The sequence below is a fragment of the Nostoc cycadae WK-1 genome (assembly GCF_002897135.1).
Lineage (GTDB): Bacteria > Cyanobacteriota > Cyanobacteriia > Cyanobacteriales > Nostocaceae > Nostoc_B.
The window spans coordinates 187,520-201,800 of record NZ_DF978425.1 but is presented as its reverse complement, the minus strand read 5'-3'; the positions used below and the strand labels follow the sequence as shown (position 1 = coordinate 201,800).

At 38.0% G+C, this 14,281-nt stretch carries 12 protein-coding genes; 10 read left to right on the top strand and 2 right to left on the bottom strand.

Annotated features, from left to right (window positions below):
- The first annotated feature begins 70 nt into the window (after positions 1-70).
- From NCWK1_RS09005 to arsS, 6 genes are all read left to right on the top strand, one after another.
- A complete protein-coding gene (locus NCWK1_RS09005) occupies positions 71-709 on the top strand; it encodes a histidine phosphatase family protein (RefSeq protein WP_096579668.1) in 639 nt (212 codons plus the stop codon).
- A gap of 116 nt (positions 710-825) precedes the next feature.
- Complete coding sequence (locus tag NCWK1_RS09000) at positions 826-1,956, top strand: succinylglutamate desuccinylase/aspartoacylase family protein (protein WP_096579666.1); 1,131 nt, start codon at positions 826-828, stop codon at positions 1,954-1,956.
- A gap of 33 nt (positions 1,957-1,989) precedes the next feature.
- Entirely contained in the window at positions 1,990-3,000 is a 1,011-nt protein-coding gene (locus NCWK1_RS08995; RefSeq protein WP_103124477.1) for a zinc-dependent alcohol dehydrogenase family protein, read from the top strand.
- Positions 3,001-3,114: 114 nt separating this feature from the next.
- Positions 3,115-4,083 carry an arsenosugar biosynthesis arsenite methyltransferase ArsM gene (gene arsM, locus NCWK1_RS08990; protein ID WP_103124476.1) on the top strand — a complete coding sequence of 323 codons (969 nt, stop codon included), beginning with the start codon at positions 3,115-3,117 and terminating at the stop codon, positions 4,081-4,083.
- 15 nt (positions 4,084-4,098) lie between these two features.
- Entirely contained in the window at positions 4,099-5,058 is a 960-nt protein-coding gene (locus NCWK1_RS08985; RefSeq protein ID WP_103124475.1) for an inorganic phosphate transporter, read from the top strand.
- 51 nt (positions 5,059-5,109) lie between these two features.
- Complete coding sequence (gene arsS / locus NCWK1_RS08980) at positions 5,110-6,099, top strand: arsenosugar biosynthesis radical SAM (seleno)protein ArsS (RefSeq protein ID WP_103124474.1); 990 nt, start codon at positions 5,110-5,112, stop codon at positions 6,097-6,099.
- A gap of 687 nt (positions 6,100-6,786) precedes the next feature.
- Here arsS and NCWK1_RS08975 read toward each other — a convergent pair.
- The gene (locus NCWK1_RS08975; protein ID WP_096579656.1) at positions 6,787-7,740 is read right to left on the bottom strand and encodes a glycosyltransferase; all 954 of its coding nucleotides are present in this window, start codon (positions 7,738-7,740) and stop codon (positions 6,787-6,789) included.
- Between the two features lie 159 nt (positions 7,741-7,899).
- Here NCWK1_RS08975 and NCWK1_RS08970 point away from each other — a divergent pair, with 159 nt between their 5' ends.
- Positions 7,900-9,132, top strand: coding sequence for a glycosyltransferase family 4 protein (locus NCWK1_RS08970; protein ID WP_096585204.1), 1,233 nt, complete (start codon positions 7,900-7,902; stop codon positions 9,130-9,132).
- A 226-nt stretch (positions 9,133-9,358) separates the two neighbouring features.
- On the opposite strand, the gene NCWK1_RS08965 is transcribed toward NCWK1_RS08970, so the two are convergent.
- Entirely contained in the window at positions 9,359-9,679 is a 321-nt protein-coding gene (locus NCWK1_RS08965; protein ID WP_103124473.1) for a hypothetical protein, read from the bottom strand.
- A 621-nt stretch (positions 9,680-10,300) separates the two neighbouring features.
- On the opposite strand from NCWK1_RS08965, the gene NCWK1_RS08960 reads away from it, so the two are divergent.
- From NCWK1_RS08960 to NCWK1_RS08950, 3 genes are all read left to right on the top strand, one after another.
- Positions 10,301-11,578 carry a hypothetical protein gene (locus tag NCWK1_RS08960; protein ID WP_096579652.1) on the top strand — a complete coding sequence of 426 codons (1,278 nt, stop codon included), beginning with the start codon at positions 10,301-10,303 and terminating at the stop codon, positions 11,576-11,578.
- Between the two features lie 959 nt (positions 11,579-12,537).
- On the top strand, positions 12,538-13,728 hold the full coding sequence (locus NCWK1_RS08955) for a helix-turn-helix domain-containing protein (protein WP_103124472.1): 1,191 nt from the start codon (positions 12,538-12,540) through the stop codon (positions 13,726-13,728).
- Between the two features lie 17 nt (positions 13,729-13,745).
- Positions 13,746-14,267: a GNAT family N-acetyltransferase gene (locus NCWK1_RS08950; RefSeq protein WP_096579648.1), complete on the top strand. Its 522-nt coding sequence runs from the start codon at positions 13,746-13,748 to the stop codon at positions 14,265-14,267.
- The last annotated feature ends 14 nt before the right edge of the window (positions 14,268-14,281 follow it).

Below are 14,281 nucleotides of genomic sequence, written 5' to 3'. Positions count from 1 at the left end.
TAATATGCCTTAAACAAGTCATAAACTAAGCATTATTTAATACTCTTCAAAACATTAGCGAGAATTTAGCGTGAACTTACATATTTACTTTCTTCGTCACGGACAAACAGAATGCAGCCGTAATAATGCTTTTTGTGGTTCCATCGACTCAGCACTAACTCCTGAAGGTTTTGATATGGCTGAGGCTTTTGCATCTGCATACCAGTCTCTGGCTTGGACAGATATTTTTTGTAGTCCGATGCGGCGCACAATAGCTACTGCTAAACCTTTATGTACAGCTATTGGCATAGAACCACAACTGCGTGAGGGTTTAAAAGAAATCAACTACGGACAATGGGAAGGTAAAACCCCAGAATTTATCAGTCAAGAATATCACGATGATTATATTCGTTGGTCTGCTGATCCAGCTTGGTACGCACCAACAGGGGGAGAAATGGCTATCACAATTGCATCCCGCGCAATGGGAGTGATTGAAGAAATTAAGCATCTTTACCAGAGTGGCAATGTTTTAGTTGTTGCCCATAAAGCCACTATTAGAATTATGTTGTGCAGTTTGCTAGGAATTGATGTGGGACGTTTTCGGTATCGCTTGGATTGTCCAGTAGGTTCTGTGAGTGTTGTAGAATTTACTTCCCACGGGCCATTGTTGCGCTCTTTAGCAGATCGTTCTCATTTAGGTGAACAATTGCGAAATTTACCTGGAACTTAAGGTATTTTTCCAACTCAAAAAATATATTCATATTAGGTTGGGTGAAAGCACAGGACATATATTTAGCTCTAACCCAACATTTTTTTAGTAAAAGTACATCAACAAAAAATTGTGCCATGATTCCGCAGATTGAAACTATATTTTTACGGCAAATGGCTTCTGGCGATCGCCTGTCTTTACAAGTTTACAAATTTATTGGTTCTCGCCCAGGTAAAAAGGTTTATATTCAATCTAACTTACACGGGGCAGAAATTTCGGGAAACGCCGTTATTCAGCAAATTATAGAATTTTTACTCAGCATAAATGATATCGATTTAGTTGGAGAAATTTGGCTAGTTCCGGTATGTAATCCTATGGGTACAAATGAAAGAGCGCAACATTTTTCCCCAGGAAGACACTGTGTTTACGAAGCGAGAGACTGGAACCGAATTTTTTGGGATTATGAAAAGGTATCTGAGGATTTAACAGAGTTTGCTCAATCGCAATTACTACTAGAGCCAGAAATTATTCGCCAAAATTATCTGAGCAAAATCAAAAAGCAATTTGCTCAGAAATTAGACAAAATTAATTCTCAGAGCAGTTTACCTTACACTGATCAATTTAGTTATAAACTGCAAAGTCTGAGTTTAGACGCAGATTACTTGATTGACTTACACAGTTCGACCAATCAAGGTTTAGACTATATATATTATTTCCGCGATCGCCAAGATAGCGCTAAATATTTTTTGCTCGACTATGGCATCTTACTTGATAAATATGATGGTGATGCTTTTGATGAAGCATTTATTAAACCTTGGTTAGCATTAGAAGCTCGTTTGCAAAGTTTAGGCAGACAAATCAGATTTGATATTGAAGCTTGGACACTAGAATTAGGTGCAGGAATGCAGATCAATCCGCATTCGATTGCCAAGGGTGTGCAAGGCATAAAAAATTATTTATTGCAGAAAGGTGTATTAAAAACTATTAATTTTTCTCAGGAAAACATAGAAAATCATGTAATGGCTGTTTTCTATAGCAGTAACAGAACTAAATATTATGCGATCGCTGGCGGCATGATTCAATCTAGAGTCGAATTAGGTAGTGTAGTTCAAGCAGGAGATAGACTTTATCAAATTATTAGTTTCAACAAAGCAAGCGCATTACCGCAAATAATTGATATCTACTCTGAACACGATGGATTAATTTATGATGTTGCCACCAATCAATCTGTAAATCAAGGAGAATTTGTATTAGGCATTATTTATTAATTCTGACCAATAATTCCTTGATAATACAAGTTTATGAAAGCTTACGAAATTCAAAGCAATGCCGGAAGTGATGCTTTAAAACTAGTCGAGCATCCGCAACCCGAACCCGCAGCCGGACAAGTTCTGATTCAAGTCAAAGCCATATCTCTGAATTACCGTGACTTGCTAGTAGCTGAGGGAAGCTACGGTTCTGGGGTGAAATATCCGCTGATACCCATGTCTGATGGTGCGGGGGAAGTTGTGGCTGTGGGTGAAGGTGTGACGCGGGTGAAAAAAGGCGATCGCGTCGCTGGTATTTTCTTTCAAAGTTGGCTTTATGGCTCTTTAACCAGGGAGAAAATGAAGTCTGACTTAGGTGGCGGTATCAATGGAATGCTGGCTGAATACGTTGTGCTACATCAAGATGGACTGGTTATTTTACCCGATCACCTTTCTTACACCGAAGCAGCCACCTTACCCTGTGCGGCTGTCACCGCTTGGCACGCTTTGGTAACAAAAGGTAATATCTGTGCCAATGACAATGTATTATTGCTGGGTACTGGCGGAGTTTCAATTTTTGCTCTTCAGTTTGCCAAACTCCACGGCGCAAGAGTTATCATTACTTCCAGCAGCGATGAGAAATTAGCACGAGCTAAACAACTGGGTGCTGATGAAGTTATCAATTACAAAACTACACCTAATTGGGAAAAGCAAGTTTACGAGTTAACAAATCGCGTTGGTGTAGATCACGTTATCGAAGTGGGCGGCGCAGGTACTTTACCGCAATCACTCCAAGCTGTCAGAATTGGGGGACGTGTTAGCTTAATTGGTGTGCTGACAGGCAAAGGCAATGAGATTGATCCTATGCCCATATTAGGCAAAAGCCTTACATTGCAAGGCATTTATGTAGGTAGTCGAGAAATGTTTGAAACCATGAATCAAGCAATATCTCACCATCAAATCTTCCCCATTATTGATTTAGTTTTTCCCTTCACCGCCGTCCCAGAAGCTTATCGATACCTCAAAACCGCCGCCCACTTCGGTAAAATTGTCATTGAAATTTAAAACTCAATTTCCCATTGCTTCTCCCTCTCAGGAGAAATTCATTTAGGCAATATTCAGTTATATTAGGATGCACAGAGTTGAGTATTCACCAAAAAACATAATATTAAGACTGTAATGACTTATCTAGAAACAGCGGCGGAATTTTACCGCGAAGTTGCAGAAACACCCCAAGTAGGACTTTGTTGTGTCCAGAGTTCACCCTTGCAATTCCCAGGTTTAAAAATTCCTGTATCTATGCAAGAAATGAACTATGGTTGTGGTACAACCGTTCACCCTACAGAACTGAATCACCAACCTACGGTACTTTATGTAGGTGTTGGTGGTGGTTTAGAGGCGTTGCAATTCGCTTATTTTTCTCGCCGTGCGAGTGCTGTAATTGCTGTTGAACCAGTTGCAGCTATGCGAGAGGCTGCTACACGCAACCTAGAGATTGCAGCCACCGAAAACAGTTGGTTTAATCCTAATTTTGTCGAAATTCGCACAGGTGATGCTTTTAATTTGCCTGTGGCTGATGCTTATGTGGATATTGTCGCGCAGAATTGCCTGTTCAACATTTTTGAACCAGAAGATTTAACTAGAGCTTTAAAAGAAGCATATCGCGTGCTGAAACCCGGTGGACGGTTGCAGATGAGTGATCCCATTGCGACAAGTCCAATTCCTGTCCATCTGCAACAAGATGAGCGACTACGCGCTATGTGTTTGTCAGGCGCACTTACCTATCAAGAGTATACTCAGCGGATTATTGATGCTGGCTTTGGTCAAATTGAAATTCGCGCCCGTCGTCCTTATCGGTTACTTGATGCTCAAACTTACAACTTAGAAGAAAACCTCCTACTAGAAAGTCTGGATTCGGTTGCTTTTAAAGTTGCAATCCCAGAAGATGGTGCTTGTATTTTTACTGGCAAAACCGCCATTTACTGTGGTGGAGAATCTTTGTTTGATGACGGAGCCGGACATCTACTTCAGCGTGGTATTCCCGCAGCTGTTTGTGATAAAACTGCTGCTAAACTGGCAGCTTTAGAGCCAGAAAAAATTATAACTACTGATTCAACTTGGCACTACAACGGTGGTGGTTGCTGTTAAAAACTAAACCCCAAAATGTTAATTATTAGCTTATTTTTGGCCACGTTATTTTTAGCTTACTCTCATGGAGCAAATGACAACTTTAAAGGTGTAGCAACGCTATTTGGTAGCGGTACAACTAGCTACCAAACAGCAATTTTATGGGCAACTATTATGACCTTTGCTGGTGCAGTTGCCTCAATATTTATGGCTGGTACATTAGTACAAAAATTTTCTGGACAAGGTATTTTTCCAGATGAAATTGCTAATGTACCAGAAATTCATTTAGCAGTAGCGATCGCATCTGGTGTAACGGTGTTGATGGCTGCTTTGACTGGATTCCCGATTTCTACAACTCACAGTTTAACAGGTGGGTTACTAGGGGCGGGATTAGTGGCGATCGGTCTCAAGGTTAATTTTGCTGTATTAGTAAAGTCTTTTCTTCTCCCTTTATTCTTTAGTCCTATAATCGCCATTTTCTTAGCAGCAGGTCTTTATAAGTTAATTGCATATTTTAATTCTCGATTTAACTGGTTTGCCAATCAAAAAGTTCTAGATACTTTGCATTTTATCAGTGCTGGAGTAGTCAGTTTTGCCAGAGGCATAAATCAAACACCCAAACTAGTTTCTATTATTCTGATTATTGAATATTTTTCCATTCAAGGCGGAATGTTAACCATCGCAATGGCAGTGGGGTTAGGCGGCTTACTCAACTCCCAAAGAATTGCTGAAACTATGAGTACAAGAATTACCACGATAGATTCTACTCAAGGTTTATCTGCCAATCTGGTGACTGGCTTTTTAGCGATCGCAGCTACTTGTTTTGGTCTACCTATTTCCTCAACTCATGTTGCAGCTAGTTCTATTGTTGGTGTCGGCTTAACTGAAAAAAAAGTTAATTCACGTGTTTTCTTGCAAATAATTATTGCCTGGATTTTTACTTTACCAGCTACCGCAATTATTAGTGGTATAGCTTATAGATTATTACAAGGTTAAAGATTTATCTTTACCTGTATTGTGTTTATTTAAAATTAGGAAAATAAACTTATGCAAACTACCTCAATAGTTACTAACTTCAATCATAAATTAAATGCACCTTTAACTAAAAAGAAAATTACTGTCTTGCAAATTAACCTGGGTAAACGCTGCAACCTTGCTTGTAGTCATTGTCATGTTGAAGCCAGCCCAAAACGCACAGAAGAACTTTCTCCAGAAGTTTGCACACAATTAATTGAATTAATTCATCAATTTCCCGAAATTGAGATTGTTGATTTGACTGGTGGCGCACCAGAAATGAATTATGGTTTTAAACCATTAGTAGAAGCAGCGAGAGTCACTAATAAGCAGGTAATTGTTCGCTCTAATTTGACCATTTATTTTGTAGATGGTTTTGGGTATTTACCAGAATATTTCGCGCAAAATCAAGTCAGAATAGTTGCCTCTTTACCCTGTTATTTAGCAGATAATGTAGATAAAATGCGTGGCGCTGGGGTTTTTGATGATTCTATCAAAGCTTTGCAGTTACTCAACAAACTTGGCTATAGTCAAGACCCAAATTTAATATTAGATTTAGTTTATAATCCTCAGTTGCCTACAGATGAAAAATTTGCTTTATCTCCTGAACAAAATAATTTAGAGCAAAATTATAAAAGTTTTTTAAAAGACAAGTTTAATATTAAATTTAATAATTTGTTTACCATTACAAATTTACCAGTAGGTAGAACTAAAATGTATTTAGAGCGCAAAAAAATCTACATTCCCTATCTACAGTTTTTAGAAGCCCATTTTAATGCCAGCACCATTGAGCATTTAATGTGTCGTAATGAACTTTCGATTGATTATTTAGGCAATGTTTATGATTGCGATTTTAACCAAATGATGAATCTACCAGCGAAAAATGCTAATGGGGAAAACTTAACAGTTACTCAGTTGTTAGCAGCTAGTAGTTTAGACTTAGTTTCGGAGGTACAAACAGCCCCCTATTGCTACGGTTGTACCGCTGGAAGTGGTTCTAGTTGTGGTGGTGCTTTAATCTAAAAATTAACTCCAGAAAAAATTAAATCCCTCATCATTGAGAGTTATGTCATCAAACGATAATCTTGCTGCAAATTTTATTAAGAGTGAGTCAATAATCTTTCTAGGGGTTATATGATGAGATTAGTTAAGTCTCCTCACACCACACTATAAAACCGTAGAAATTATATTTTTCTACGGTTTTTATTTTGTCTGAAAAGAGTACAACTGGGAGTTATGGCTGTGCTTGCTAAAAATTTCTGTTACCAAAATTGTTACGAGGATGTAGCAAACTAGTCAGCTACCGTATCATGATATCTGACTTTTCCCGTTATCTTTCTATCACAGCGATCGCGATCAGGAGTGCTATCCTAAAAGTCCTATTTTCCCGTTGTTATATTCTCATTAAACATTTTTTATTGATAATAGACTTGTGTGCTGAAACTCTTACTATATCCATGTTTCGAGACTTAACGGGAAAAGTCAGATCATGATATGTAGTTAAGCTCCTCATACCACACCGAAAGCGCTGCAACGCTGAGTTGCAGCGGCTTTTTTCTTGTCTGTATCTGACAAGTATTAAGCAAAAATACTCATAATAATTTAGGAATGATATTTGATTTTTGCAAAAACTTAGATATCTGTCAGATGGGCATAAACTACTGTATTGTACGTTGATTGAAAGATGGACTGAAAATGCCCACTCTACGTCTACTTCTGTGCCTTTTTCACTAACTTTAACCTGATTAATTTCCCAGCTGTTCTGGGAACAGCATATAACTTGCTAAACACAAGATTCCATAAATAACCATATTGAGGAAAGTGTTTAATTAACAAGGCATCAGAAATCACATGAAATCTCGGTGGTTTTAAAGCGGGATCTTTATCTATATATCTAATTTGTTCTGGTTTTGGCATCCAGTGACCGATAATAGCATCTTTCTCGAAAAAGTTAGCCTGGACAAATAAACCAGATAATCTATCAAATCCACTTGAGGGTATCCACGTCACGGCTCCCATAACTTTTGTGGCGTGTGAAAGTTCAGGAAGGGCTTGCTGAATTAAATCATTTCGCCAAACAACGTTGTTAAAATTTTCCACATGATAACCTTCGTTGTCTTTTCTGGTTAAAAATGGCCAGAAAAGATAACGCCAATCAAAATTTTTATCTAAAGGAGCAATGGGAACTTCTAATAAACCTTTGTAGTTACCTTTTTGATAAGGATAAGGATTTTCAGGAGTTTTTTTGCATATTTCCAGTTGTTCCACATCAGGAATTTCTGCCCAAGGCTGTTGGATACGTTTTTCATCATTCATATCTATATTCAGCTTTTGTAAACGCAGAATCCAACTTGCAGGAAACCGTTGAAAATATTTAGCTAATAATTCACATACTTGGGGATGTACATAATCATCATCATCTAAGGCTAGAATATAGTCTCCTTGAGCATTGAGTAAACCTACAAACCTTTGTGGCATCTCACCTTTGTAGGTACTAATTATTTCTGTAACTCTGGGGTCATTTATTGCTTTGGGTTTGACTTTAGGTGGATAAACTAAAATAAATTGAACGGAACCTTCCACTTTTAAAAGATTTTCTAGCCAATAGTCAGAAAACTTACCCAAGGTAGGAGTAATAATAGACAAAAGCGGTTTGTTATTCATATTTTGTGATGATAATTTTGTGGGAGATTGGTTAAATAAAATGAGGATAATGACTTGAGATGAATCAGCTTACATTTAACAAAATAAAAGTTAAAGTATTATCGATTAGCGCAATGATTGCATAACAATATTTACTAGAAAAAGGAGATGCAAAATTATATGCGGATATTAATGCTATCGTCTACATTTCCATATCCGCCCAGTCGTGGAGGAACAGAAATTAGAACTTTTAATTTACTGAGATATCTTCAATATAACCACGACGTAACGTTGATTACACAGAATAACAAGGAAACAACATTAGCCGAGATAGAGGAATTACGGAAATATGTAGGTGAATTGATTGTTTTTAGTTTACCGCCAGAACCCCAAGAAAAAAATGCGATCGCTCGTTTATTTGGTAAGACAGTGCGCTTTATAGAATCAGTACTCAAAGCCACACCGCCAAATGTTCTCCATCGCTATTCTCCAGAGATTCAAGCTTGTGTCGATGAATACGTCCGGGCTGGTAAGTGTGATGTGATTACTTGTGAACATAGTGTTAATGAAATTTATATTCAGCCAGAGTACCGTCATAGTGTAAATACGGTGGTTGATGTCCACAGTTCCGTATACGGCTGGATTCGTGATCATCTAGAAATGGGTGCGGCGCAAAATGCACTGCGCGATCGCCTTTATTTATCTCTGGTTCTCAAACGCTACGAACAGCGTTACTGTAATAAATTTTCTAACATTGTGGTGACAACCGAAGACGATCGCCAAGAATTTCTGAAACTGCGTCCTGAACTAGAAATCAAAGTTATTCCCAACGGTGTCGATTTAGAATTGTTTCCCTGTCGTCACCAAGATCCAGGTGGACATAAATTAATCTTTGTCGGCGCGATGGATGCTTCACATAATATAGATGCAGCACGCTTTTTTGCTGTGGAAGTTTTACCAAAATTACAAACCCATTATCCAGACACCACATTTAGTATTGTTGGTGCTAGACCCACACCAGAAGTTTTAGAGTTGAAAAATCTTCCCGGCGTAATTGTGACTGGTCGTGTGGCTTCAATGTCAGAATACTTGCATCAGTCTACGGTTTGTGTAGTCCCGCTGAGAACTGGTTTTGGGATTAAAAATAAAACCTTGGAAGCAATGGCTGCTGGTGTACCCGTAGTAGCCAGCGATCGCGGTTTGGAAGGATTAGCTGTCGATATTGCAGACCAACCTCTACGCGCTTTTCGAGCCAATACACCAGCAGAGTATGTTACAGCTATTAGCAAGCTGTTTGATCATCCCCAACTGCGTTCAGAATTGTCTGATTACGGTAGACAATTAGTCGAAACAGAATTTACATGGGATATTGCTGGAAAACGTTATGAACAAGTTCTGCTACAGCAGTCTTAAATAACTTGATGTGCGACTTATTTTTGAAACCCCACTTCCATTCCTCTCCCCGCATCAGAGAGAGGCTTTGATTCTTACTCCCCTTCCCTACAAGGGAAGGGGTTGGGGGTTAGGTTTGAGAAAAAGTTAAACACGGCGTTAAATAATTAGTAAATAAATAGATCCCTGACTTCTCAAAGAATTCAGGGATCTGAGTTTTCCAATTTTAAGAAAATAAAAGCTGATTTTACTGTTGCATCGAAGGGGAAGCAAAAATCCGACTGCTGATAGGAATGCGAAATGTAGGTTGAGGATTAGTTTGATTACCAGTTACAGCAGCTGTAGTTTCAGACTTATCGGAGATAACAGTTGATTTAACAGTTGCAGAATCATCTGTAATATTTACTGGCAATACTTCATTATTATTAAATGATGTTTTCTCAGGCAAATTATTATTATCTAGCTCAGATTTTGCTTCTGTAGTAACTTGAGCATGACATGGAATGCAGACGAAACTAGAGACTACACTTAAGAGTAGTGCTAGGAGAGGACAACTATATTGGTTCATTATTGCAGTGGTCTAGTGTTGGAACTTAAAACTGGTATATGTTGCGTTATGCTATAAGCCAAAATTTTGAGTTTTATTTTCATGATAAATAGATCATTATGTTGCTATTTTCAAAGCAATTACTCAATAAAACTCATCTAAAAAGTAACTAAAAACTCAACCGATAGATGCACACTAATATAATAGTTATGGGGTTTGTTTGGGAAGCAAGATAACGCAACTATCAGCAATATAAAAGAAAACCAGATAATAGTTAAAGAGCAAAAGTACTGATTTTATTGCGGTTGCTAACCTTTAGCAAAAGATGATTTATTCGCATATTTAAGGATATATACAGCTTAAATATATGAATTTTTTATCAACAATCATTTTAATTATGTTTTCTATATCGAAACTTCACTAAAATTCAATAAATAGACGTATATTAGCTGTATAAAATTTTGTTGCAAGCAGAAACTTTAAAAGTATATATTAAGTCTTTATATTTCAGAATTACTTACGAAACTGAGTATTTGGCGATCGCAGCTATAGTTGAGCTATAAAAATAACATCTGAATCTGCTGATTTAGACTCAAAAATAGATGTTTTTCACCATCTCCAACTTCTCTTTATGGAAAATATATGACATTAAAAAACTTTACAAATGCCTTTGTTTTGACCTTGGTGATTTTAAATTTTTGGTCAACAGCGAAAGCGCAAACGCCTGTAAATGAAACTTCTTTGCTATCTCAAGAAGTTGCTGTGTTACGCAAACAAGGAAATCAGGGATTGCAAAAATTCTTGGATTCCCACAAAAATGAACTTAATCCTCGCACTTTAAATGCAGCTATCCCAAATCCCGAAATTCGTGCAGCCTTAGATGAACTTTGTCAACAGCGAGACTGCTATGCTTCGCGGTTATACTGGTACACTGATTTAGAAGCAGCTAAAGCAGCAGCTAAAGCTAGTGGTAAACCAATTTTATCTCTGCGTTTGTTAGGTAGACTAGATCAAGATTTAAGTTGTGCTAATAGTCGGTTTTTTCGAGTAGCGCTGTATCCCAATGCAGCAATTGCTCAAGCTTTACAAAACCGCTTTATTTTACACTGGCAGTCAGTCCGTCCTGTACCCAAAGTTACAATTGATTTTGGGGATGGTCGCAAACTAGAGCGAACAATCACAGGGAACAGCATTCACTATATATTAGATGCTTCTGGTCGTCCGATTGATGCAATTCCTGGACTCTACGGCCCCAAAGCTTTTTTGCGCCAACTACAACAGGCTGAAGTTGCAGCAAAAGAATACAGCAAACTTTCTAGCACCGAGCGTCAGGCTTTCTTAAAGAAATACCATAGCGATCGCCTGAATGCAATCCAAACTCAATGGACTGCTGATTTATCCCGCTTAGGTATTCAATCTCCTCCAAGACTGGTAGAAAACCCATCACCAACAGCAGAAATTGCAGGTTCTCTGGCGGTAACTAAAATGGCTGTAGAAAACCCAATGCTGAATGTTCTGCGTTCTGGTGCTGAAGTAAATCGCCAGACCTTAGCAGCAATTACCGACCAACAAGCTTGGAACAAAATTGCTCAACTTTATGCCAATGATGCCAAACTAGATCAAAACAGCATCTCTTTGATAGGTGCAAAAAAGTTTTCATCTACCAAAACCGCCGCCGAAAGTTTGCCGAAAATAGTCAACAAATTTGAAATTTTGATGGCTTTAGATACCGTCAGAAATGAATATATGCTGCACAGCCAAATTCATCAATGGTTTATACAAGATAATCAAACTAGTAACTTAGCTAAGTTGAACGATAAAGTTTACGCTCAACTTTTTTTGACTCCTAGTTCTGACCCTTGGCTGGGACTTTTAACCAACGATGGCTACAGTGCTATTGATAATGATGGTTTACGTTAGCAGAAATGCAGTAATTCCACCTTTGTTAACGACAAATCAGGTTATACCTACGGTAGTAGCAGTTTTATTCTTTTGATAGAAGCTAAGGCAAAAATTAACATCTATTGTTAAGCCATAGCAGTTCTAAATTATTCCTGAACCACAATATACCCGATTTTATGACAAGTCGGGTATGTAAGACTAGTAATTTTTTCCATTCACAGATGAGTTCTATAGACGAATTAGAACTGGCTCAATAATAACCCACTAACAAGTTTATAAAATAACCCCTAATCTTTACAGAGTAAGCTTTAGGTAAAGATAAATTATGTAGATAATAAAATATTGATATAAAGATGTCTGAAAACTTTTTGATGTTGTATTTGAGACTTGTAGATCCCCCTAAATCCATACTACTTGCTACAACGGAGGGAACCTCCCTTCGGGTTCGCAGTTCCTTCTCCTAATCGGAGACGCTGCGCGTAGCTTGCTTCCCCGTAGGGGTACAAGTCGGGCATTGCCCGCCCAACGGACTGCTCACCGCAACGCAGTGGCTCCCCTTTTTAAGGAGGGCTAGGGGGGGTCAGGCAAAATATTTAATACTTCTCAGACATCCTCTTAAAGCTTTTCGCTAAATACTAAATTTTTGTCACAAAATTGCACTTAAAGTCTACCAATAAGCTGTAATATGAGTTTGGGCTAAAGCTGTGTTAATAAATAATTTTGAATACGGAACAGTTATCAAGATGATATCCATGTTTGATAATCTGCATAACAAAATAAAGTTATAGTATTTAAAATCATCAAACACGTTTTTTTGTTTAGTTACACAACTCAAACAAAATATTATTAATAGATATATTAATAATTCATACAAAATAATAGAAAGTATTGAAAATAATAGATTTTTTCTGCTTTCTATAATTATTAATCTGTGGTGTTTTCGCTGAATATCTGCAAGTAAGTAGCGGCAATAAAAGATGAATATACAACTATTTATCCAACGTTTAGAAGCCTTGCACAAACCTCTAGCAGATCTGTACCAAACTGCTAGTATTTTGCCTTGGATTCCTCCCGATATGCTACCACAGGCTTTTCAAGAACTTTATAGTACTTCTAAGATGGTACAGTTAGCAGCAGAAGAACTATATCAACAAAATGAAGCTTTAAAAGAAACACAAAATTTACTAGAAACAGAACGCCAACATTACCAAGATTTATTCGAGTATGCACCAGATGGCTATTTAGTCACTAATCCAGAAGGTATTATTGAAAACGCTAACTTAACCGCTGCTAAACTGCTGAATATTTCCAGACAGTTTCTGATCGGCAAAGCAATGATTAACTTTGTTTGTCTAGAAGAACGACAGCACTTTCGCCATGAACTTAATCAGCTACATCATACAGATAGAACCAAAGAGTTAGTTATTCGCTTGCAACAACGTCATGGCGAGTACTTTGATGCAGCCTTCACAGTTAAAGTAGTGCGGGATCAGCAGACTCAAGCTGTACATTTACTCTGGTTAATCCGGAATATTGGCGATCGCCAGCCAACAGAATTACAATCAGCCAAGAATTACAGCGATTTGATTGAGAATCGCCCTAGATACAAACATTCTAAAGGCGAAAATATTTCTCTCAATAACTCTGTTGTTTGGTATATTTGTCGAGGTTTGGTCAAACTCAGCACCTTTAGTGAAACTGGCGAAGAAGTCTTGCTAGGGTTGGCAAAAACACAAATGGTATTTGGTTCTAGTATGACTTCTCTATCCATTTACCAAGCTACAGCTTTATCAGATGTTGAGTTAGTACCAATTTACGCATCAGAAATATTAGTAACCCCAAAACTTAGTCATACTTTATTACCCAAAATCAATCAGCGGTTACAACAGACAGAATCATTTTTAGTTATCTCTAAAAAACAATTAGTAGAAGACAGGTTGAACTATTTATTAGAGCTTTTGAAACAGGAAGTAGGTGAACAGATAGAAAGTGGGACTCGCTTCAGCGTGCGCTTTACTCATGAAGATATAGCTAGTGCTTGCGGTACTACCAGAGTCACAATTACAAGATTGTTTGGTAAATTACAACAACAAGGTTTAATTACGTTTGATGCCAAAAAACACATAATTTTGAAAAATTCAGAAGTCAGAATTCAGAAGTCAGAATAAATCAATTACCAATTACTATGATTCCTCAACTGAAAACTCAACGCCTCATCCTGCGGGGGTTTTGTGAAGCAGACTTGGATGCTTACGCTGATATGTGCGCCCATCCAGAGGTAATGCGCTATATCGGTGCTGGTCAACCTTTATCTCGTGAGGAGTCTTGGCGGAATATGGCTATGATAGTTGGTCATTGGCAACTGCGGGGCTATGGATTGTGGGCTGTTGAAGAAAGCCAAACTGGTGAGATGATTGGTCGGATTGGCTTTTGGCAACCAGAAGGCTGGCCAGGATTTGAGATTGGTTGGTCGTTGCGTTGGGCTTATTGGGGACGTGGTTTTGCTACAGAAGCCGCAACAGTAGCCATAAACTATGCTTTTACCCAATTACAGCGATCGCATATTATTAGTTTGATTCACCCCCAAAATACTGCTTCTGTGCGTGTAGCACAAAAGTTAGGCGAAAAACTGCAAGGGACAACAGAAATTTTCAAAACTGAGGTGTTAGTTTACGGTCTGAGTCGAGAAGACTGGCAAAAAATGTAGAAACATGATGATGT